At 67.1% G+C, this 18,570-nt stretch carries 23 protein-coding genes; 4 read left to right on the top strand and 19 right to left on the bottom strand.

The features are described from left to right. Together VO99_RS05795 and VO99_RS30135 are read left to right on the top strand one after the other, a co-directional pair. Positions 1-601: ATP-dependent DNA ligase (locus VO99_RS05795; protein ID WP_310733649.1), on the top strand; the 601-nt coding region annotated here is incomplete at its 5' end. Next, entirely contained in the window at positions 558-1,421 is an 864-nt protein-coding gene (locus VO99_RS30135; RefSeq protein ID WP_198156877.1) for an HNH endonuclease, read from the top strand. The genes VO99_RS05795 and VO99_RS30135, both read left to right, overlap by 44 nt. 46 nt (positions 1,422-1,467) lie before the next feature. Here VO99_RS30135 and VO99_RS05790 read toward each other — a convergent pair whose 3' ends face one another. Continuing rightward, positions 1,468-2,190, bottom strand: coding sequence for a hypothetical protein (locus VO99_RS05790; RefSeq protein ID WP_046111834.1), 723 nt, complete (start codon positions 2,188-2,190; stop codon positions 1,468-1,470). 303 nt (positions 2,191-2,493) lie between these two features. Here VO99_RS05790 and VO99_RS05785 point away from each other — a divergent pair, with 303 nt between their 5' ends. Beyond that, entirely contained in the window at positions 2,494-3,534 is a 1,041-nt protein-coding gene (locus tag VO99_RS05785) for an acyltransferase family protein (RefSeq protein ID WP_046111833.1), read from the top strand. Positions 3,535-3,568: 34 nt separating this feature from the next. On the opposite strand, the gene VO99_RS05780 is transcribed toward VO99_RS05785, so the two are convergent. Continuing rightward, complete coding sequence (locus VO99_RS05780; protein WP_232315274.1) at positions 3,569-4,294, bottom strand: SOS response-associated peptidase; 726 nt, start codon at positions 4,292-4,294, stop codon at positions 3,569-3,571. 186 nt (positions 4,295-4,480) lie between these two features. On the opposite strand from VO99_RS05780, the gene VO99_RS30130 reads away from it, so the two are divergent. After that, entirely contained in the window at positions 4,481-4,978 is a 498-nt protein-coding gene (locus VO99_RS30130) for a GvpU-like protein (protein WP_157039451.1), read from the top strand. 8 nt (positions 4,979-4,986) lie between these two features. On the opposite strand, the gene VO99_RS30125 is transcribed toward VO99_RS30130, so the two are convergent. The 17 genes from VO99_RS30125 to VO99_RS05700 form a co-directional block, all read right to left on the bottom strand. Next, a complete protein-coding gene (locus VO99_RS30125) occupies positions 4,987-5,136 on the bottom strand; it encodes a hypothetical protein (protein ID WP_157039450.1) in 150 nt (49 codons plus the stop codon). Between the two features lie 12 nt (positions 5,137-5,148). Further along, the gene (locus VO99_RS05775) at positions 5,149-5,460 is read right to left on the bottom strand and encodes a hypothetical protein (protein ID WP_046111832.1); all 312 of its coding nucleotides are present in this window, start codon (positions 5,458-5,460) and stop codon (positions 5,149-5,151) included. Positions 5,461-5,475: 15 nt separating this feature from the next. Next, positions 5,476-6,021, bottom strand: a complete 546-nt coding sequence (locus VO99_RS29385; protein ID WP_083440379.1) for a DUF2514 family protein — start codon at positions 6,019-6,021, stop codon at positions 5,476-5,478. After that, a complete protein-coding gene (locus tag VO99_RS05765; protein WP_046111830.1) occupies positions 6,018-6,419 on the bottom strand; it encodes a ubiquitination-like system serine protease family protein in 402 nt (133 codons plus the stop codon). The genes VO99_RS29385 and VO99_RS05765 overlap by 4 nt, the downstream gene beginning before the upstream one ends. Next, the gene (locus tag VO99_RS05760; RefSeq protein ID WP_232315273.1) at positions 6,419-7,006 is read right to left on the bottom strand and encodes a lysozyme; all 588 of its coding nucleotides are present in this window, start codon (positions 7,004-7,006) and stop codon (positions 6,419-6,421) included. The genes VO99_RS05765 and VO99_RS05760 overlap by 1 nt, the downstream gene beginning before the upstream one ends. After that, positions 6,981-7,217, bottom strand: coding sequence for a DUF7940 domain-containing protein (locus tag VO99_RS05755; RefSeq protein WP_046111829.1), 237 nt, complete (start codon positions 7,215-7,217; stop codon positions 6,981-6,983). Before VO99_RS05755 ends, VO99_RS05760 begins: the two co-directional genes overlap by 26 nt. Beyond that, complete coding sequence (locus tag VO99_RS05750) at positions 7,208-7,435, bottom strand: RNA polymerase sigma factor (protein ID WP_046111828.1); 228 nt, start codon at positions 7,433-7,435, stop codon at positions 7,208-7,210. Before VO99_RS05750 ends, VO99_RS05755 begins: the two co-directional genes overlap by 10 nt. Positions 7,436-7,439: 4 nt before the next feature. After that, a complete protein-coding gene (locus VO99_RS05745) occupies positions 7,440-7,775 on the bottom strand; it encodes a hypothetical protein (protein ID WP_046111827.1) in 336 nt (111 codons plus the stop codon). Positions 7,776-7,871: 96 nt separating this feature from the next. Next, positions 7,872-8,492, bottom strand: a complete 621-nt coding sequence (locus VO99_RS28645) for a DUF4376 domain-containing protein (RefSeq protein ID WP_052736114.1) — start codon at positions 8,490-8,492, stop codon at positions 7,872-7,874. A 14-nt stretch (positions 8,493-8,506) separates the two neighbouring features. Beyond that, positions 8,507-9,250, bottom strand: coding sequence for a hypothetical protein (locus VO99_RS05735; RefSeq protein ID WP_046111826.1), 744 nt, complete (start codon positions 9,248-9,250; stop codon positions 8,507-8,509). Then, positions 9,247-9,519: a hypothetical protein gene (locus VO99_RS05730; protein ID WP_046111825.1), complete on the bottom strand. Its 273-nt coding sequence runs from the start codon at positions 9,517-9,519 to the stop codon at positions 9,247-9,249. The genes VO99_RS05735 and VO99_RS05730 overlap by 4 nt, the downstream gene beginning before the upstream one ends. After that, positions 9,519-13,994: a host specificity factor TipJ family phage tail protein gene (locus tag VO99_RS28640; RefSeq protein ID WP_157039449.1), complete on the bottom strand. Its 4,476-nt coding sequence runs from the start codon at positions 13,992-13,994 to the stop codon at positions 9,519-9,521. The genes VO99_RS05730 and VO99_RS28640 overlap by 1 nt, the downstream gene beginning before the upstream one ends. After that, on the bottom strand, positions 13,994-14,419 hold the full coding sequence (locus VO99_RS05720) for a hypothetical protein (protein ID WP_046111824.1): 426 nt from the start codon (positions 14,417-14,419) through the stop codon (positions 13,994-13,996). The genes VO99_RS28640 and VO99_RS05720 overlap by 1 nt, the downstream gene beginning before the upstream one ends. A gap of 8 nt (positions 14,420-14,427) precedes the next feature. Further along, positions 14,428-14,898: a DUF1833 family protein gene (locus VO99_RS05715; RefSeq protein WP_046111823.1), complete on the bottom strand. Its 471-nt coding sequence runs from the start codon at positions 14,896-14,898 to the stop codon at positions 14,428-14,430. Next, on the bottom strand, positions 14,892-15,260 hold the full coding sequence (locus VO99_RS28635) for a hypothetical protein (RefSeq protein ID WP_052736112.1): 369 nt from the start codon (positions 15,258-15,260) through the stop codon (positions 14,892-14,894). The genes VO99_RS05715 and VO99_RS28635 overlap by 7 nt, the downstream gene beginning before the upstream one ends. Positions 15,261-15,268: 8 nt before the next feature. Further along, entirely contained in the window at positions 15,269-18,265 is a 2,997-nt protein-coding gene (locus VO99_RS05705; protein ID WP_046111822.1) for a phage tail tape measure protein, read from the bottom strand. Continuing rightward, positions 18,262-18,519: a DUF1799 domain-containing protein gene (locus VO99_RS05700; RefSeq protein WP_052736111.1), complete on the bottom strand. Its 258-nt coding sequence runs from the start codon at positions 18,517-18,519 to the stop codon at positions 18,262-18,264. Before VO99_RS05700 ends, VO99_RS05705 begins: the two co-directional genes overlap by 4 nt. Positions 18,520-18,570 lie beyond the last annotated feature (51 nt).

Genomic DNA, 18,570 nt, shown 5'->3' with positions numbered 1-18,570 from the left:
GCTGCTGGGCGTGGGCACGCCCTTCTCGGACCCCGACTGGCTGTACGAGATCAAGTACGACGGGTACCGCATGCTGGCCGAGTGGGACGGCGGCACGGTGCGGCTGCAGTCGCGCAACGGCACGGACGCAACCAGGTGGTTCCCGGAGGTCGTGGCCTCTTTGGCGTGCCTGCGCGGCGGCCGGTGCATCGTCGACGGCGAGGTCTGCGTGCTAGATGACCTGGGCCGGAGCGACTTCAACAAGCTGCATGCGCGCGCCAAGCGACGCGGCTACCGCGCCGGCGACGATGTGACGGTGTTCTGCGTGTTCGACCTGCTGGTGCAGGACGGCAAGAGCATGATGCAGCTGCCGCTGGTCGAGCGGAAGAAGCGCCTGGCCAAGGTGCTGGCCGGCGAGATGCCCTGCGTGCTCCCGGTGGGCCACTTCGATGAGGTGGGCCAGGACCTGTACCGCCAGGCGGTGCAGCTGAAGCTCGAGGGGATCGTGGCGAAGCGCATGGCCTCGCCCTACGTGCCAGGCGCTCGCTCTTCCGACTGGCTCAAAATCAAAAGGCCAGGTGGCACGCCAGCCGAACGATTTAAACGCAGCGTTCTGGAATGAGCTTATGTCTGGAAAACATCAACGTCGCAACCGCCGCAAGCGGGTCGCAACTTGCATCTACTGCGGTTTCGTTGGACCCGGACTCAGCAAAGAGCACGTCGTTGCTCATGCACTTGGGGGCACCGAGGAATTGCTTTATGCAAGTTGCCACAGTTGTCGCGACGTCACGTCGAACTTCGAAGCGGATGTCGCACGACACGCGTACGGCGCGTACCGGTCGCGGCACCTCTTTCCAACGCGCCGCCCTAACGAGCGCCAAAGCGACTTTGAAGTAAGGTACGTTTTCCCGGACGATAGCTTCATCGACGAGCGCCTGCCGATCGAACAGTACCCGTCAGTCCTGCTCGCACTACGCTTGCCTCCACCAGGCATCATGACTGGACAGTCGCCGACCTCCGCAAGACCTGCAATCGAGGTTGACGTCATTGGAGACGGCGAGGAGATCAGAAAGGTTCAGCAGCGACACCCTGCCGCCGTTGGCTGGTATCTGACAGACGCATGGGCTCAGAATCCTGAGCTAATGGCATGGCCGTTCGTTCGAATGCTGGCGAAGATTGCACATGTATGGCTGCATAAAATCGTCCGGCTCGAAGTACATGAACCGCTGCTGAACGGAATAATTTTAGGCACGGATCAGAACATCAGCTATTTGGTCGGCGGGATTGATGGGACAAAACTCAGCCCACCGAATGCCAACGAAGTGGTGGTGCCGTTCATAACCGCAGATAGTGAAATGGGCTTCGTCTTGAATCTGCTGCCTGGCAGACTGCCTCCGTATGTTGTCATCGCAGCAAGACCACGCCCACCAGCACAGGCTTGACGGTAGCCCTTGTCCCAAAGCGCGAGCCCGTGCGAAGAGAGCGGCTCTATCGCCGGGAGCGCAAACGGCCTGCAGCTAGCAGCACCAGGCCGCCGCTGAGCAGCATGTACGCTTGCGCGGGCTCCGGAATGGCACTAACGTGCGCGACGATGCGTACGCTGTCCAGGCTGGCGAACGCCGTACCGTAGTCGGCGGCAGTCCCATCCTCGCCCTCCTGGTAGGAGGCGCTCACGCTGATCGAGCCGCCGAAGGTCGTCTGGTTCGGTGTCCACAGCGCCGTCGCGACGAATGAGTCGCCAGTGAACTCAGGCACACCCGGCACACCGATTGCGGCGTAGCCGTTGCCCACCTGGCTCCGGCTGCCGGTGATCGTGAACTCGATCGCGTCGACCTTGAAGCCGCTCTTCGCGATGAACTCCATGCGCTCGAAGAGAAACGAGGCGCTCCCTTCGTGGTATCCGTTGATGCCGCTACCGCCGACCTGCCCAACCATGTTTGGCAAGAACGAGAAGCCGGCCCGGGTGCCGCCAGCAGTGTCAACGGCCGTGAGGTTCGGAAAGTCAGCAGAGCTGCCGTAGCCGTTGACGTAGCCGTCCGAGCCGTTGAACTGGGTGTCGACTATGAAGTTGTCGATGCCTTTGTCCCACCGCACCGTGACGGTGCTGAGCTCAAGACGGCAGTCTTCCGTCTCGGTAGGGGCGCACGAGAACGCGTTCGCGCCGGCGGCGCAACACGTCAGAACGATGCTCGAAGCAAGGAGCTTAAACATGGGACCTCCCAACACATTGCAGGCAACCGATTGGTAGGAACAAGTGCCCTTCAAGGGTCCATTCTGGCAATGGCGTTGAGGCTACCGTTCAGATGCGACTGTGCTCTCTTCTTGTGACGCCGAGGTGGCACACCCCTTGTGTGAGGGGGCGTCAACATTCAACGGCATCAGGCCCCTCGCTTGGAGGTTCGCCAACGCCGGGTAGCATTGCCAGTGACCTGTGCTTGTGCAGTGCAACATTGGGGTGCACGCATCTTGCATAGAGCAAAGGCAGGCCGAAGAGCCTGCTGCCAGGGAGGGAAAGTGAACGAGTTGATTGGCGTCCAGTACCTGCGGGGCATTGCGGCGCTCGCAGTGGTGTACTTTCACGTGCTGCCAAGAGTGCTTGGCAAGGCCAGCGAAGACACTTTTGCAGTCGGCATTCTGTCGGCTGGAGTCGACGTCTTCTTTGTGCTCAGCGGCTTCATCATCTGGCTGACGACGCAACGGCCTGGCGTCACGCCCGGCGCTTGGTGGCGTGCACGGCTGATCCGCGTGGTGCCGCTCTATTGGTTCGCGCTGCTGGCAACCCTCGCCTTCAGACTGGCTACCGGTACAGGGCACATCCCGGGCTTCGTTGAGGGCCTGAAGGCCTTCCTCTTCATCCCCGTCGCGCACAGCAAGGACGGGCAGTTCTATCCCTTCCTGATCCCGGGCTGGACGCTGAACTATGAGTTCTTCTTCTACGTCGTGGTCGCTTGCACCCTGTTCCTCCGCACCAGCGCACAGCGGCTGATCGCGTTGGTGCTCGTCTTCGGCACGCTCATCGCCTTTCGGAAGTTTGCTGATACCACCAGTGCGATCCAGTTCCGGATGACAAGCCCACTGTTCCTCGAATTCCTGGCAGGCATCGCCGTAGCAATCGTGCACAAGCGGTTCTCGACCAATGCGCGTGTTCGCTTTGTCATCGGCCTTGGCAGCTTGGCGGCTGCGATCGCTTTTGCCTCCATGATCTCGCCCAGACTGTTCGACGCTGGACCGCGCACCGTGTACTTTGGGGTGCCGGCCGCATTGCTCGTCCTCGGTGTGATTTGCCTTGAGGAGCAGATTCGGCGCCTTCCGGTGCGGCCATTGAAGCTGCTCGGCGACGCCTCGTACTCGCTCTACCTCATTCACCCGCTCGTCATTTGGCCCGCCGAGGTACTGGTGCAGAGGACGGTCGGCCAATCCGCGATTGCTGAGCTCGTCGTTGTACCGGCCGCCTGCATTGCAGTCGCCATCCTGACCTTCAAATTCGTGGAGCAACCGATGCTTGCCTCGATGCGAGCTCGCATAGTCGCACGCCCGGCTCTGGCCGCAGCCTGACAAATCGATCCACCATGTCGAGGGCGGTGGCGGGCTAAAGGAGGAGCGGCTGCTCCGGGTCCTGCCGGCCCGGCTTGTCCGCGGCTAGAAGCGACGGCTGATCTGGCCCGGCGTTATAGGCCTCGACATCGGGCAGCTGCAGCGCAGCGGTCGCCTCTTCGATCGTCCCTCGCAGCCACACCTCGAACGCCGACGGCACCAGCGGCACAACAGCCCGCTTGTCCTGCATCGTGTCCGGTCTGGTTGGATCAGGGCGGTGCATGCGGTTCAGCAGCGGGTGGTGGTCCGCGTTGAGCGTCACCATCGTGTAGCTCTCGACCACCTCGCCGGTTTCTTTGTCGGTCCAGGTGTTCCAAAGGCCTGCCATGCCCCAGGGCTGGCCGTCGGCACGGCGGAACCGCCACCACTGGTTCTTCCCGCTCTCCCAGTTCGGCTCAACGTAGGACCATGCGGGGATGATGCAGCGCTGGCCACGCTTCCAGGGGTCACGGAAGGTCGGCTTCTCCGCAATCGTCTCCATCCGCGCGTTGTTCGTCAGGATGGGTCCGCCGCGGCCGGGCTTGCGCGGCGGCACTGCGGACTTGGCGAACCATCCGATCAGGCCCCACTGGCCCATCACCTGCTCAAGCGCGCCGCCGTCGCGCGCCGCGCGGATAAAGGCGCCCTGGCCGAACGGCCCGATGTCACGGGGGAACAGCGGGTCGCCGATGTGCCCACGCGGCGGCTCGTCGATGCCGTACGACGCACGGTAGAAGTCCAACTCCTCCGCGCGGGCGGGGTGGTAGCGATTGCACACCGTCCGATCTTAAACAACAGAACAGGCGACGAGGACGGGAGCTGTGGTGAGACTTGGCTTGGCAGACATGCGAGTCAGCGCACATATTCACTAAGTCCACGTCCGTACGGGGCACGGTACGCTCGGGTCCCACTTTAGAACGTTTGCGAAATGACTTCACCCGATAGCAACCAAGACAACGGTGTAGATGTCCAGCTCACCGACTTTGAACGCGGCGAATTGGCAAGAAAGGATTGGTTGCTGCTCGAGCTCATAGAGATTGTGGAGGTCGCCCGGGGTAGCTTGGTGCTGCCGGTGACACTCACGGTCGGTGGGCTTCAGATTTCCGGTGGTCTGACTACAGGTCGCCGGTACTTCGACGCTCTAGCTGCGCAGATTCAGGGTGCCGGTGGCAACGCAGGTGCATCACTACTAGCTACGCTCGCCACGCAGGTAGACAACCTGGGCAAGGAGGCGTACGGACGGGTTGACGGTGCTCCCGAGGCCGATGAGGTGAAGCCGCGTCCAAACGTTCTGCAACGCACCTTTGTGCACCTTCAAGACGCACGAGTCTTCGTGTCGGGCTCCACGGTTCAAGGCGGCACCGGCACCATGTGGCGAGGCAAAATCGCTTCGGTTGACGGCCTATTCTTTGGGCAAACGATGTAGGTGCCGCGTCACCCGCGCAGCCCGATTAATCGCTCCAGAACTATCGCGGCGCGGCTGCGCGCCCACTCGTCGATGACGCAAAACGGCCTGCCCTCCCGGGCGGCCTCCTCGGTGGCGCGCCGAACCGCCTCCCGATCGGCATCGGAAGGCTGGAACATGGCGGCTTCCGGTCAGCGTGCGGCGACGCGTGCGGCCAGCTCGGCCACGTTGATCTCGGTGTGGCCGTCGGCGTGCACCACGCCCAGCGGCAGCACCCGGGCCGAGTCGCGATGCGACTTCACAACCAGGATGTGGTTGTCCACCAGCCAGGCCAGCAGCTCCCGCAGCAGGCGCCGGCTCAGCGTTCCGTGCAGGCCGCGGATCCACACCACCCGCGGCGACTCCCAGACCACCGTGCAGATCGCGTCGTACTGGGCGAACGGGTCGTCACTCTCGCGCCAGTAGAACCGCAGGGTGGAAGTGACGGTCTCGTGGCGGATCATGGTGGCCTCCGGTCGCTACGGCGCGATCAGCGAGTCGGCGGCTCGCTCGCAGGCGAGGCCGGCGGTTCGGCGCCGGTCAGCTTCGTCTGCAACCGCTCGACCAGCAGCTTCCAACTCGACAAGCACGTCGGCGAGCAGATCGGCGGCACCGTGGGCTGGCGCGCTTCCCGCGGCAGCTGGGGCACTGCCGGCGGCGGCACCACAACGGGAGGCGACGGCTGCAGCGGTGGCGGCGCGGCGCAGGCCGCCAGAAGCAGCGTCAGCAGCAGCAAGCTCACGACGAGCGCGAGCAGCTTCTTGTTCGGCGGCATTGATGTTCTCCAGTAGGGCGGCGTTGCGCCGCTGTTCCTCCGCCCGGTATGCGGCGATGGCTGAGGCGGCGCCGCTGGCGGCCGCGGCGCGATCGGCCTCACGGCCGCGCTGCTCGGTGGCGAGCTTCGTCTTCGCGTTGGCCAGGTCGAGCTGGGCCTTGTTCAAGCGGGAGGTCTGTGCCAGCGCGCCGGCGGCGCACACGATGGCCGCGGCCGCCGCGACGGCGGCGAGCGCTCGGTCGCCGATCATTGGTCCACCTCATGCCACGGCGCGATCGGCACGGTCTGCCCTGCCAACGCGTGCGTGCAGTCGGCCAGCATCTGCATCTGACCGTCGACGACGAAGCTATGGCACCGCTTCGAGACCATCGGGATCTTCGCCGCGTTGCCCATGGCGCCCGCCTCCTTCCTTTCACGCGCCTGCGCGATGTCTCGCAGCAGGGCATCGGGGTTACCGATGTTGGCCGGCTCATCCCACCAGATAAGCACGCTGGGCGAGAACGTGGGCCGCTCGATATCGCCGCTCCAGGCCCAACGCGGCCCAGGGCCCTCGCCGGTCTGAATGCTGTGGGCGCCATCGCATCCAGGGCACCACCACGTGAGCCTGCCGTCCTCGCCACTGCGCAGGACTTTAGACAGCATGCCCATCAGCCTCTCCCTGCGCAGGTCGCGCTCTCGGCGGCCCGGCGGTTGGCCAGGCCCTGCACGAAGGTGTAGACCCGCTTGCCGTTGCGATCGATGTGGCTGGTGAAGCTCCACACCAGGGTGCCGTCGTCGCCGCGGGCGATGCGCCGGCAGCCCAGCTCCCACTCGCCACGGTTCCACGCTGCCATCGCGCCGCTGCTGCACGTGCCCGCCGGCCCGAGGTTCCAGGCGTGGCTGCTGGCCATGTCGAACACGGCCTGGCTGGGCGGCAGCTTGAAGCACCTGGCCAGCTGCAGCTGCATGCGCGTCACCGCGGCCTGCTCTTCCGCCTCGCACTTCTCGTCGGTCCAGCGCTCGCCGACGACGATGGGGGTGCTGGTCACGTGCTTGGTCAGGCCGTTGCACACCGTGGGCAGCCCTCCGGCCAGCTTGTCGGGATACACCACGAGGACGCGCCGGCTGCCGCTCTCCCACGACTCGAGGAACGTCATCAGCGCCGGGCTCGCGGCCAGCAGCGCGACGCCCGCCACCATGATGGTGGGCAGCCGGCGGCCGGCGGCCGGGTTATTCCTGCTCTGCAGCTGCGGCACGGGCCACCTCCAGCTTCGGTTGGGCCACGATGCGCGCCAGCGCTGCAGCGATGTTGATGGCCACGCTGAGGGCGATGAAGGCGCCGTCGGGACGCTCAGGCGCCAGGAACTGCAGCAGCAGCTCCAGCCCGCCCAGCACGGCGGCCAGCAGCGCCAGGCGCACGCTGTAGGCCCGGCGCAGCACGAGGCGCCAGTCAGGGATCAATGCCATAGGTATCTCCGGCGGTGGGAGTCGGCAGCCCGCTCGGCTGCCTCGAGCGCGTCGGCGTAGACGCGGCGGAAGGTCTGGGCGGTGATGCCCAAGATGGCGGCAGCCTCTACGGTGGTGCAGCGCTCCACGAGCACCAAGTGCAGCGCGACTGCCAGCACGTCGGGCAGCCCGCGGATAGCGGCAACCAGCCGCTCCCGCGGCGGGTCGCCGGTGGTCATGGGTTCAACGCGGCCGCGAGGCCTGCGGCACGGTCTCGAGGGTCAGCACGCGGCGGCTCAGCTCGTTCAGGCGCAGGTCCTGCTCGATGTCTTTGCTGTCCTTCGTGGCCAGCTGCGCGCCGAGCCGCTCGACCTGCAGCGCCAGCTTGCTGATCTGGTCGGACTGGTGCCTCACCTCGACGGCCTGCTCGCGCTGGCCGCTCCAGACGATGCCCCCCTGCGCCAGGATGGCGCCTACCAGGGTCAGGATGCCCCACAGCGGGATCTTGCGGTCGATGGTGATGCCGGCCCGGCGATCGCCCTCGAGCGGCATGCGGTCGGTTTCGCGGTATGAAGGCATGTCGGCTCCAAGTCTGGGCATAGCGTGCGGGTCCGGTCGGTGTCGATGAAGCGGCGGTGCGGCAGGTTCCATGTCGGCCGCCGCCGCGTGTTTGTTCTAGGCCTGCTGAGGCCAGGTGATGGTCTCGGGCTCGGTGCTGGTGGCCAAGGCCTCGCGCAGGGCCACGCCCTGGTCGAAGAGCTCGCCGACATAGGCGCCCAGCGCGATGCCGACGGCGATCATGTCGTTGCCGTCGAGCACCCGCGTGCTGTTGTCGGCCAGCACCCAGGTGCGCTCGAACGGCTGGTCGTTGGCCGCGGCCAGCACGGCCAGCTGCACGGCGCCCATGATCCTGTTGCGGCTCTCGGGGTCGCTGTCGAAAGCCGAGCCGTCCCACGTGAAGCCGCCGTATTCGCGGGACTCGCGCTGCTGCTTCAGCACCGTCCACTGCCGGGCGCGGCGGGCCTCCAGGCTCGCCGACATGTCCGGCACCAGCGAGCCGCCGGAGAACTGGCCGCTCACCAGCATGGCCGCCTCAACATCGGCCGCATCGCTCAGCGGCAGGCTGACCGGCCAGCTCCACACCTGGCCGGCGCCGGCGTCGTGCGCACCCTGGTCCACCCAGCTGAGCACACGCACGACGACGACGCCCTCGCTGAAGTTGATCTCGCCGGTGCCCGGCTTGTGGAACGTTACGGTGGCGCCGTGGGGCGTCACCATGGTCTTGAGGATCGGCATTGGGTGGTCTCCGGTCAAAGACCGCTGGCGTCGATCAGGAATGCATCCAGCGGCTGGGCTGTACTGATGTTGGTGGCGTCGCCTTCGTCGCGCCACTTGCGGCTGAAGTAGTCCTCTTGCCGCACGACGGTCGGCGACAGCTGCAGGAAGCCGAACGACAGCTGGCGGTTGTCGAAGAGCGAGCCGAAGGGCAGGCTGTTCTGGCGACGGCTGGACGGCGTGCCCAGCACCGCCGGGATGCCGAGCGAAGGAATCACCGAGTCGCCGTTCAGCTCACCCGGCGTGCCTGACAGCGAGAAGCCGCCCTTCAGGAACAGCGGCCGGCCCGCCGTGTCGGTGATCGACCAGCGCAGATTGCCGGCGTCGTCGTTGATCCGCAGGCCGACACCGGAGTGCGACCACGGCACAGCGAAGCAGTAGATCTGCGTGTAGGCCTGCGCTTCGAAGCCGTCGCTGTCAATGCTGCCGGTGTTGCCGCAGAAGACGTTGATTTCCCAGGTGCTGCCGCCGATGTTCGTCACGCTGTTGATGCGCACGATGTAGCCCGGCTGCAGGCGGTAGAACGGCACCGGGCGGTTCGGGCTGTCGATGCGGTAGATGCCGTTACCCGCCCGGCGGCCGAGCGATGTGGTGGCCGTGCCGAAGGGCTGCGTGAGGCTGAAGGGCGTGGCCTGACCGATGTAGTTCAGGCCGAACGAGTCGCGCCCCGACAGCACCAGGCCGCCGGCAGGGTTCACCACGCGCAGGATGGCGGTCATTGCATGAACAGCACGAAAGTGCGCGCCGCCGCTGAGTCCACGGTGAGCCGGGGATAGCCCAGCGCATAGTCAACGGCCGCGCCCCAGGCCAGCGTGCCCCACATGCCCGCCACCTTGAGCGTGCGGCCCACGTAATTCGGGAAGGTATAGGTTTGCGGCGTGCCGCCTGGCACGTCGATGATGCCGACGCACACCCCGGCAAAGGCGTCGCGGCTGTCGAACACCACCGCGCCGGCGCTGTTGCGCACGATGAAGACCGCCTCGGCCATCAGCCGAACAGGCCGAGGCTGATCACCTCGACGCCTGCCCCGTTGTACATGCGGATGCCGAGATTCGTCTGGTTGACGCGCGGCGCGCCGCCGCCGCCAGCGCTGATGTCCAGGGTGCCGCGGAACGTCACCCCTTGATTGAACTCCGCCGTGCCGTCGCTCCACAGCGCAAAGCCGACGGCGCCGCTGCTGAAGCCATCGTTGTAGAGGGCGAACGGGTTGATGCGGATGCCGCCGATGGTGCCGGCGCCAGCGATGATCGTGCCGGTGGTGGTCGAGTTGCGCACCACGATGTTGTTGAACTCGGCCGAACCATCCGGCCAGACGATCCAGCCGGCGGCACCCGGGTTGTAGTTCGCGCTGCGCAGCCGTCCGCCGATGGTGCCGTCGCCAGCGGTCAGCTTGACGGCCGACAGCTCCAGAATCTTCGCGTCGTCGATCGCCGCGTTGCCCAGCAGCGCGTTGACGATCGCGCCGTTCTGGATCACCCCGTCGTAGGCCACGATCGCGCCCGCGGAGATCTTCCCCGCCACCACCGCGCCGGCGGCCAGCTTGCCGGCCACGATCGACTCGGCCGCCAGCTTGGGGGTGGTGATGGCGTCGTTGGCGATCTCGGTCGCCCCGATCGAGCCCGGCAGGATCTCATCGGGCCGAGGCGCATAGGCGGTGACGAAGACGCCCTCCTCCAGCTGCACGTCGTCCCAGTAGACGGTGCCGATCGGCGCATAAGTGCGCAGCTCCAATGCGGTGGTGGACGGCCCGGTCGTCAGGGTGATCACTTTCCGCACCCACGTGCCAAGCACGTGGCCGGGCACCAGCGAGGTGTCCTGCGCCACCAGGCCGCCGGCCACGGGTTCGAAGAGAACAAGCGAACGACCGAGCGCCGGTGCGGCGGCGATGGACTCGACGTACACCCAGGCGCTGGCCGTGTAGGTGGTGTTCGGCCGACAGGGCAGCACCTGGTAGCAGAACATGTCGATGCCGGCTGGGCTGTCACCGGTGCCGATCATCTGGTGGCCGTACCGCCCAGACTTCTTCACCGTCTCCACGATGGCGCCGATGTAGCTGCCCACGCCCCCCGGCCCGTACTGCTGCCATGGCGCGCCCAAGCCGGTCTCGAAGCCGCTGTTGCTCAGCAGGTTGCCGCCGCCGATCGAGCCCTTGAGGTGCTTGGCCTCGATGAGCAGCGGCTGCAGGTCACTGCCGCCCACCAGCGCAGTCTGCGCGACCAGCCCATTGGTGCCACCGGCAGCCACCAGCGACTCAACGCCGTCGACCGTCTCGTGCTTGGCCCAGATGTGCCACACCGCGCCCGGGTCGGTGGCGAAGCCACCTGGTGAGCCCGACGGCTCCGCTACGCGCGCAGCGTCGGCGAAGACCGGCACCGGGTCGCCAGGCATGCGCCGCTTGCCGTAGATGTTCACCTTGCCCGGGCCATGGCCGACGGTGTAGGTGGGCGCGTCCCAGGTCACGAAGATCGACGACAGGCCGGCGCTCACGGCCAGGTTTTCGACCATCGGTGGCGGCGTCAGGTCCTTGACGTTCTCCGGCGCATCGGCGCCGTCGTACAGCTTCACGATGGTCAGCGTGTCGATGTACAGCTTGCCGTCCTGCTCCAGCGTGACGTTGACCTGCAGCACGTCGCCCGGCATGTCGAGGTAGGCCAGCGTGCGCTCGTCGCCTGAGCCGCCGAGCGTCGCGGCCGGCAGCGTGGTCCAGTTGGCCGCGGCGTCCAAGCCGGCGCCGCCGCGGTCGAGGTTGAGCGTGATCGACGACGGCGACACCACGCCGGATCCAGATTGCGGCACCCGGAAAATGAGGCTCGTGGCGCGCAGCTTGATGAAGCGCGCGCCGCTGGTCAGCGGGTCCAGCGACACCGCATAGACGACGCTGGCCACCTGGCCCTGGCGGCCCAGCGCATCGAAGGGCCGCACCTCCACATCAAAGTTGCCCACCGAGTCCACCGACCACGGGCCGAAGCGCCGCGTGCGCGTCTCGCCCAGCATGGCCAGCGGCTGGCCGGACAGCGCGGCCCACACCTGCGCGTGGTCGTACGGGCCGCTGATGTCGAAGGTGGCCACCAGCTGCGTGCGCTGGTCGTAGTTCAGGCCCAGGCGCTCCTGCGTGATCTCCAGGTTGCTGGCCACCAGCGGCGCGGCCGCAGGCGGCAGCGGCGGCGCCTCATACACGCCGGTCTCGACATAGTTCCAGAACTCGGGACCCTCCGGTACCGCCGAGATCCGCGCACCCGACAGGTTGTTGCCTGGCTCGATCGAGATCACGCGCAGGCGCTGGCCAGGCTGCGCCTTGAAGTCGAAGATCCACAGCGTGTCGTGCACCGGCGTGCCGTCGGCGCCTGGCAGCGCCACGCCGGCCGGCCAGGCCTCGGCCAGCACCAGGGTGTGCGTGTCCTCGCTGAACGGCTGCACAGCCAGCACCAGGTAGCCCTGCGCGCCCGGCAGCCGCAGGCCGACATACCAGCTCGACACGCCCGAGGTGTAGGCGGTGATCTCGGCGTCCAGCACCAGCGTCACCACGCCGCCGACGCTGCTCACCGACTTCAGTCGGCCGCCCGAGCCCCACTGCGTCATGTCGTGGCTGAGCGCCACCAGGCTCCAGCGGCGGAAGGTGAGGTGTTCGAAATCCATCTCCCAGCTCACCGACTTGCGCTGGAAGATGTTCTGAGCCATTGAGAAGCGGCCGGCCAGCAGCGCGCCCTCCTCCGTCGTCACGCCCAGCGGCGCCAGCCGGGCGGTGTCGCGCGGCATCACGACGTCAGGCGCCTTGATGCGCACCGTGTGATCCCGCCAGCCGTCGTCGCGGTCCACCCAGGCCACCTCGATCTCCTGCGCCGACTCGCGGGTGGCGTAGTCGACGCGGAAGCTGCCCTTCTTGATGTTGGCCATGTTGATGACGGCCTCGACTGGCTGGTCATCGCGGGCCCATACCACCGACAGCCGGCCCGGGTGGTAGCTGATGCTGCCCAGGCCGGCCGTGGCCATGGCCTCGAGCATGTCCTGGCAGCTGACCATCGAGGTGAAGACGTTGTCGAAGGTGTAGCCTTTCTCGGCGCAGTGCAACATGAAGCCCTTGAGGCCCTCGATGTCGATCTGCCCGTCGGGCAGGCCCATGCCGGCCATCAGCCGACCGGTGGTGTCGAAGATGCCGCGGGCCATCTGCAGGATGTGGGCGCCAGGGTTGCGCGTGCCGGCGACGTTCACCCACCCGCCCGTGGTCCACACCGGTGTCTCGGCCTGGGTGGCCAACCAGCTCACCTCGTCGAGCGAGCCGTTCAGCTGGCCGGTGGCCTTGATGCGGATGCCGACGTGCGGATGGCTGCTGTAGTCGTTGTTGTCGAGCTGGTAGGACTTCAGCGTCAGCCAGTCGATGGTGTTCGCCGCGTTCGTCGCGGTGATGCTCTTGGTCACCTTGCGCGCCCGCACCTCGTAGGTGCCAGCGTTGAGCATGGGCGACTCGAAGGTGCGCCGCAGCTGCTTGGTTGAGTTGGACTTCAGCGTGATGCGGCCCGGCCCGGTCAGGCCGACCCAGGCGCCGGCCGGCAGCGCCCGGTACTCGACGTCGATGTCGAGGGTGGCCTCGCGCATGCTGCCGCTGCTGGACATCTGGTACAGGCTCGCGGCCAGGTCCACGCCCAGCTTGACGGTACCGGCCGAGGAGGTGCGCACTACGTAGTCGCCCGGACCCGAGTCGTCGGACGGCGACTCGAGCGTGCCGCCGGCGATGGTGTCGACATTGCTCCAGTCGAGCAGCTTGCCAGGCGCGCCAGGGAAGCCTGCCTTCGACACCGTCACCTCCTCGTAGGAGCTCAGCGGCGTGGTGCCCACCTTCAGCTCGTCGACGGCGCCGCAGTTGATGCCGGCGTGGAAGCGCACGAACTGGAACTGGTCGTCGCCCTCGAACGAGGAATAGGGCTGCGAGGCGTAGTCCGGCACGACGCGGACCTGGCCGAACACCAGGCCCAGCGGCTCGTAGGGCCGGGCCCGGTTGCGGCCGCCCGACAGCGAGTACTGCGGTGCCACCGACTCGTACTGGGGCCCCCGGGCCTTCGCCGGCGGCAGCAACTTGTTGATCAGCAGCGTGCCGACCATCATGGCGCCGGCGTTGATGAACGCCGCCCCGAGGCCGCTGAAGCCGAGGAAGCCGCCGAGGCCGCCCGCGGCCAGGCCGGTGCCCATGGTGAAGTAGGCCAGCGCGACGAAGGCGATGAACTTCAGCGCGGACTTGCCGGCCACGCGCCGGCACTCGATCAGCTGCCCGTGCTGCGGCCGCGTGCGGTCCCACATCATCCGCGTGACCTGCGCGCCACCAATGGTGATGACCCAGTCGCCCATCGACAGGTCAACGCCGTGGCGAGTCAGGAAGGTGGCCAGCGTCTCGCCCGGCAACAGCTCCGCCCCCCGCGTGATCGACTGCTCCAGCAGCACCAGCGGGTGAGGCGTGACGACAAGATCCATCAGGTGCTTTCGTGCGGCTGAACGTCGGTCCAGCGGTAGTAGCCTTCGACGCGCAGGCCCATGCGCAGCGCGTCGCGCTCGCGCTGCAGCACGCTGGCGCCGGTGGTGGCGTGTGCATGCAGCACCCAGCGCTCGCCAGCCTGCAGGAAGACGGTGCCCAGGTGGAAGCGCTCGCGCCCGTCGTCCTCGGTCTCAAAGTACAGGGCCACGTCGCCGGTGGCCGGCTCGGCGACCTTCTCTGCCAGCTGCGCCGCCAGCCGGCTGATCACTGCAGCCTGGCCACGTCGGCCGCGCGGGTGGTACAGCGGCAGCGCGACGGTGCGCCCGAACAGCTGCTGCTGCGTCAGGCTCACCAGGTGCGCGCAGTCGAAGTGGTCTTCGACGTAGGGGATGCCGACCAGCGCCTCGGCGTCCCGTAGGGTCACGGCGCACGTCATCCCGCGAACAGCCCCGGTGCGGTGGTCGGGTCGAAGCGCATCTTCACCGCCGGCGCCCGCAGTGCGTCGTCGTTGCCCACGACACCGGTGACCGTGGCCACCGTGGCGCTGACGCCCGACAGCGGCGCCGTGAACATGTAGTCGACGACGGTCGGGGACGCCCGGCTCACCACGTAGACGGTGGCCTGCAGCGCGCCGCCGGGCGGCAGCCGCTCCAGGTCCTGGATCAACGCGCGCCCGACGTTGTCGATCTCCAGCTGCGCGCGCGGCGCCTCGCCCTGCACGCTGTTGGGCAGCTTGAAGCGGAACGGCAGGCCGATCCACGACGTGCCGTCGATGACCCAGTCCCTGGTGTCGTTGACGACGCGTGCAGTCTCCATGGACGGGTGCTCGAGCATCAGCAGCACCAGCAGGCCGTCGGGGTCGTTGACCCGCTGCAGCTGCTCACGCGTCGCGGCCGTCACCATGCCGACCTCCAGTACTCGATCCGCAGCACGCGCTTGCTCAGCCCCAGCATCGGCTCCATGAAGGTCAGCTGGCCGATGTCGCCCTCGACGATCCGTGCCTGCACGATGGTGCCGAGCCGCGGGTGCTTCCAGTCGAAGAAGTCGGCGCCGGCGTCAATCTCGTTGAAGAACCAGTCTTCGAAAGCAGCGGCGCGCGCCTTGGTCTCGAAGTAGACAGTCAGCTGCACCTCGACGCGGGCGTCGCTGGCGATCCGGCGCTGCTTGGGAATGCTGCGCTCCATCTCGGACCGCTCGACCACAGGGTCGGTGGTCTCGGTCAGGTCGCGCCAGTCGCAGCGCACGTAAGGGGGGAAGGCGGCCATGGTGGTGCTCAGGCGGAGAACGTGGGCCGCAGGCCGTAGCGGCCCTCGATGGCCTTGCCGACCGGTCCGGAGCCGCCGGCGATGCCATCGGCCACCTGGTTCTGCAGCGCTTCCAGGATCACGTCGATGCCGCCGTCAGTACGCTGCTGCGCGGTGGCCGTGGCTGCGGTACCGGTGTTGTTGATCAGGTTGATCGCCGGCAGGCTGACCTTCACGACCTGCGCCGCCATGGCATGCGACATGCCGCCGCGCAGCTGCTGCATGCTCTGGTCGTGCGGCGTGATGTTGCCGCTCTGGTTGCCCATCATCAGGTACTGCTTGCCGGCCAGGTTCAGCAGCTCGGGGCCCAGCTCGTTCACACGGTACAGGCGGCCGCGCTCCACTGGGCCTCCGCCGGCCTTGGGGCCGCCGAACTTCACGCCAGACGTCGGCAGCGAGTAGTCGGTGCCCATGCTGCCGGCGCCGCTGCTGCCGCCGAACAGGCCCGAGGCCAGGTTGCCGAGGAAGTCGGTCACCCCGCTGCCGCCGAAGATCTTCGACGCTGCGGCGCGGATCTGGATGCGCACGATCTCCGTGATGATCGAATCGGCCAGGCTCTTGAAGCTGAGCTTGCCGGTGGTGACGAACGTGACCAGCGTGTCTTCCAGGCTCTGGAACGTGCGGCTGTACAGGTCCTCGGTCTGGCGCATCACGTTGGCGGCGCTGTCGCGGTAGTTTTCCCAGGCCCGCTGGGCGCCGATTGAGGCGTTCGCTTCCAGAGCGATGCGCTGGTCGAACGTGCGCTCGAAGCTGCGCAGGGCCTTGTCGTTGAACTCGTCGATGATGGCCAGCCGCGCGTTGTATTGAGTGCGGGCCTCCTCCGTGAATTTGCCTTCCAGTTCCAGCGCCGTGCGAGTGGCCTGCAGCTCCTGCCGCTGCTGCGTGTAGCGGTCATCGATCTGCTGGCGGCCTGCAGCGCGCTCGCGCGCACGGTCGCTCAGCCGAATGTTCTCCAGCTCGCGCTGGCCCTGTAGCGTCAGGGTGTCGAGATACTGCTGGGCGGCGATGCGGGCGTCGATCAGGGCTCGGGTCTCGCTGGCCCGCGCAGCTGCGCTTTGCGTCGAAAGCACGATGCCCTTGGTCGTTGCCTCGGCGCGGATCCGCACGATCTCGCTTTCGTTCTTCTTGATCTCGCTCTGGTTGCGGATGCCCTCCGCGCCGCGGGTCTTGTCGGCGGCCAGTGCGCGGTTCTGCTCTTCCATCGCTCTGACCTGCGCCTCTGCATCGAGCCGCACGAATGCCTGCTTGGCGTCGTAGTACTCCTGAAGGCCGGCCAGGCCGGCTGACCTGGTCGCCTCGAGGATCGACTCTGCGTTCTTGTAGGCGTCGGTCTCCGCGCGCAGCGCCTCCTGGATCTCATTGACGCGCGCGGTAAGCGATGCCTTCCGCTCTTGATTCGCCGCGCTGGCGGCGCCTTCGTCCTCGTACTTGGCACGAATCGACGCCAGCACCTTCTCGCGGTCGGCCGCCGAGGCGCCGGAGCGATCGGCGAGCGCATTCGCGGCCGCCAGTTCCTTTGCCAGGCGCGCCTGTTTGGACAGCGAGCCCTCCTTGAGCTTGTCGAAGTCGATCGCGGCCTGGTTGCGAGCGGCCTGGGCGGCCTGCGCCGTCACCACCTGCTCGCCCAGCGACTTCGACTCCTTCAACCGCGCGATCAGTGCATCTTCCTGCTCCAGCTGCTTCTGGAAGCCGGCCGTGGTGCGGAACTCGCCGAAGCTGGGTAGCGCCTTGCCGGCCAGTACGTCGCGGATGCGCTGCGCACGTTGCTCGGCTGCCTCCAGCTCGTCGTCGACGGTCTTCGTGCGACCGATGCTCTTGGCAGCCTCGAGGTACCGGTCCACCGCGGACTTGGCCGCATTCCATGCGCCTTCCAGGAAGCCGACGTTCTTGGCGGCGGTGTCGACGTGGCCGTTGAGCGCTGCCATGGTGATGGCAACGGCCTTCTGCCGCTCGCCCTGATCCTCCAGCGTCTTCACGTAGCGCAGCTGCTCGGCGGTGAGGAAGTTGTACTTGCGATTCAGGTCCTCGGCGCCCTTGCCCACGTTGTCGGCCAGGCTGAGGAAGTCCTTCAGCACCTCGCTGGTCGCCTGGCCCGTGGCCTTGGCCACTAGTTGCACGGAGGCGGCCGTCGCGGTCAGCGCCTCACCCGACAGGCGGCCGCTTGCCACCAGCTGCGCCAGCGTCTCGCGCGCCGAGCCGACGGTGGTGTTCGTCGACTGCGCGATGCCGCGTGCCAGTCGCTCGAACTGCCCCTGCGTGATTCCGGCGGCGTTGCCCGTCAGGGAGAGCGACCGTTCCAATGCGCGGGTCTGCTCAGCGCCCTGATATGCCGACAGCCCCAGCGTGGCCAGGACCGCGGCGGCGCCACCGACGGCGACGCGCAGGGGCGTGAAGACGGTGAGCACAGCGGAGATCGCGCCCTTCACGCCACCGAACGTGCCGGACAGCTGCGAGCCCTGCTGGATCAGCGCTGTCAGCGGGCTCTGGCCGGCCTGGACCTGCACGAAGAAGTCCTGCAGCTGGAAGCCGAGCTGCTGTGTCTGGAAGGCGGTGAGCTTCGTCTGGCTGGCAAGCGCGGCAGAGGACCGCGCGCGCGCTGATTCAGCGGCCGCGGCGGCTGCAGTTGCCGCAGCGGTGCGGCGTGCTTCGGCAGCTTGCTGCTTCGCCGCCTCGATCGTCTTGAACGCTGCGGCCGCCCGAGCCAGCTCCGACTCCGTGGCGCCGCGCTGTGCCAGGTCGAGCAACTTGATCTCGCTCGCGGTCTTGCCGGCGTTCCGAGCTGTCTGCTCTAGCTTGGCCAGGTACGCCTCGACCGAGGCCTTGGCCTTGGCCGCGCCCGCCTGCGTGCTATTTCCCAGCTCGGTGCCGAGCGACTGCGCGGCCTTCTTCGCCTCGGCGATGCTGGCCGTGAAGCCGGTAGCGTCGCCGGTCAGCTTGATGGACCCCGTACCGACTTCTTCCGTCATGGCTTTCCTTTGCCCGCCGCCCTCTTGGCAGCGGCGTGCATGGTTTGGAGCGCGGCGTCTTCAATGACGCCGATCTCCTCCTCGAGCTCTTCATAGCGCTCGGGCGTGAGCTTCATGCGGTCCATCTTGTGGAACAGCACGTTGAAGTCGAGGCCGTAGGGGCCGGCCGGGCCGACGCGCCAGTTGTTCCCCATCCGTAAGAACAGCACCGCGGCCTGCCAGTTGTCGGGGAAGACCTCGACGGTCTTCTCCAGTGCGCGCTGGGCCCGCGCTTCCTCGGCGGTGATGCCGATGTCGAGCGACTC

It is taken from the genome of Aquincola tertiaricarbonis, assembly GCF_000969605.1.
GTDB lineage: Bacteria > Pseudomonadota > Gammaproteobacteria > Burkholderiales > Burkholderiaceae_C > Aquincola > Aquincola tertiaricarbonis.
Note: the sequence above shows the minus strand (reverse complement) of the source record. Positions and strands in the feature narration are given on the sequence as shown.

Coding starts and splice junctions, on each gene's coding strand:
- VO99_RS28640 (WP_157039449.1), bottom strand. CDS start 13,994: ATGGATCTTGTCGTCACGCCTCACCCGCTGGTGCTGCTGGAGCAGTCG.
- VO99_RS30130 (WP_157039451.1), top strand. CDS start 4,481: ATGACTTCACCCGATAGCAACCAAGACAACGGTGTAGATGTCCAGCTC.
- VO99_RS05730 (WP_046111825.1), bottom strand. CDS start 9,519: ATGGCCGAGGCGGTCTTCATCGTGCGCAACAGCGCCGGCGCGGTGGTG.
- VO99_RS28645 (WP_052736114.1), bottom strand. CDS start 8,492: ATGCCGATCCTCAAGACCATGGTGACGCCCCACGGCGCCACCGTAACG.
- VO99_RS05765 (WP_046111830.1), bottom strand. CDS start 6,419: ATGGGCATGCTGTCTAAAGTCCTGCGCAGTGGCGAGGACGGCAGGCTC.
- VO99_RS29385 (WP_083440379.1), bottom strand. CDS start 6,021: ATGATCGGCGACCGAGCGCTCGCCGCCGTCGCGGCGGCCGCGGCCATC.
- VO99_RS30125 (WP_157039450.1), bottom strand. CDS start 5,136: ATGTTCCAGCCTTCCGATGCCGATCGGGAGGCGGTTCGGCGCGCCACC.
- VO99_RS05705 (WP_046111822.1), bottom strand. CDS start 18,265: ATGACGGAAGAAGTCGGTACGGGGTCCATCAAGCTGACCGGCGACGCT.
- VO99_RS05750 (WP_046111828.1), bottom strand. CDS start 7,435: ATGACCACCGGCGACCCGCCGCGGGAGCGGCTGGTTGCCGCTATCCGC.
- VO99_RS28635 (WP_052736112.1), bottom strand. CDS start 15,260: ATGGCCGCCTTCCCCCCTTACGTGCGCTGCGACTGGCGCGACCTGACC.
- VO99_RS05735 (WP_046111826.1), bottom strand. CDS start 9,250: ATGACCGCCATCCTGCGCGTGGTGAACCCTGCCGGCGGCCTGGTGCTG.
- VO99_RS05790 (WP_046111834.1), bottom strand. CDS start 2,190: ATGTTTAAGCTCCTTGCTTCGAGCATCGTTCTGACGTGTTGCGCCGCC.
- VO99_RS05755 (WP_046111829.1), bottom strand. CDS start 7,217: ATGGCATTGATCCCTGACTGGCGCCTCGTGCTGCGCCGGGCCTACAGC.
- VO99_RS05745 (WP_046111827.1), bottom strand. CDS start 7,775: ATGCCTTCATACCGCGAAACCGACCGCATGCCGCTCGAGGGCGATCGC.
- VO99_RS05715 (WP_046111823.1), bottom strand. CDS start 14,898: ATGGTGACGGCCGCGACGCGTGAGCAGCTGCAGCGGGTCAACGACCCC.
- VO99_RS05775 (WP_046111832.1), bottom strand. CDS start 5,460: ATGATCCGCCACGAGACCGTCACTTCCACCCTGCGGTTCTACTGGCGC.